This window comes from Burkholderia sp. SIMBA_051, from assembly GCF_046534915.1.
GTDB lineage: Bacteria > Pseudomonadota > Gammaproteobacteria > Burkholderiales > Burkholderiaceae > Burkholderia > Burkholderia ambifaria.
In genome coordinates this window covers 1-257 of sequence record NZ_JAWRXS010000524.1, presented here as the reverse complement: position 1 = coordinate 257, position 257 = coordinate 1, and the positions used below count along the sequence as shown (strand labels likewise).

General features: G+C 68.5%; 1 pseudogene. It reads right to left on the bottom strand.

Annotated elements, in window-relative coordinates:
• Positions 1-77: 77 nt before the first annotated feature.
• Positions 78-257, bottom strand: a pseudogene (locus SB771_RS35570) (LysE family translocator); the annotation flags it as partial.

Sequence of the window (257 nt, the reverse complement as noted above, 5' to 3'; positions counted from 1 at the left end):
GACCGCGACGAGGCGCGGGTCGGTGTAGAGGATTTCGCGGGCGGGTGCCGTGTCGGACATCATGCGGAGCGCATGCGTCAACGCTGCTGAGCCGCGACGCGCAGGCCGAGCGCGATGAAGATCGAGCCGATGATCTTGCCTTGCCAACGCGTCAGCCACGCGAGCCGCCTCACGAGCCGGCCGAGCGGACGGACCGAGCAGGCGATCAGCGTCGTGTACAGCGAACTGAGCGCGACGAAGATCAGGCCGAGCACGGC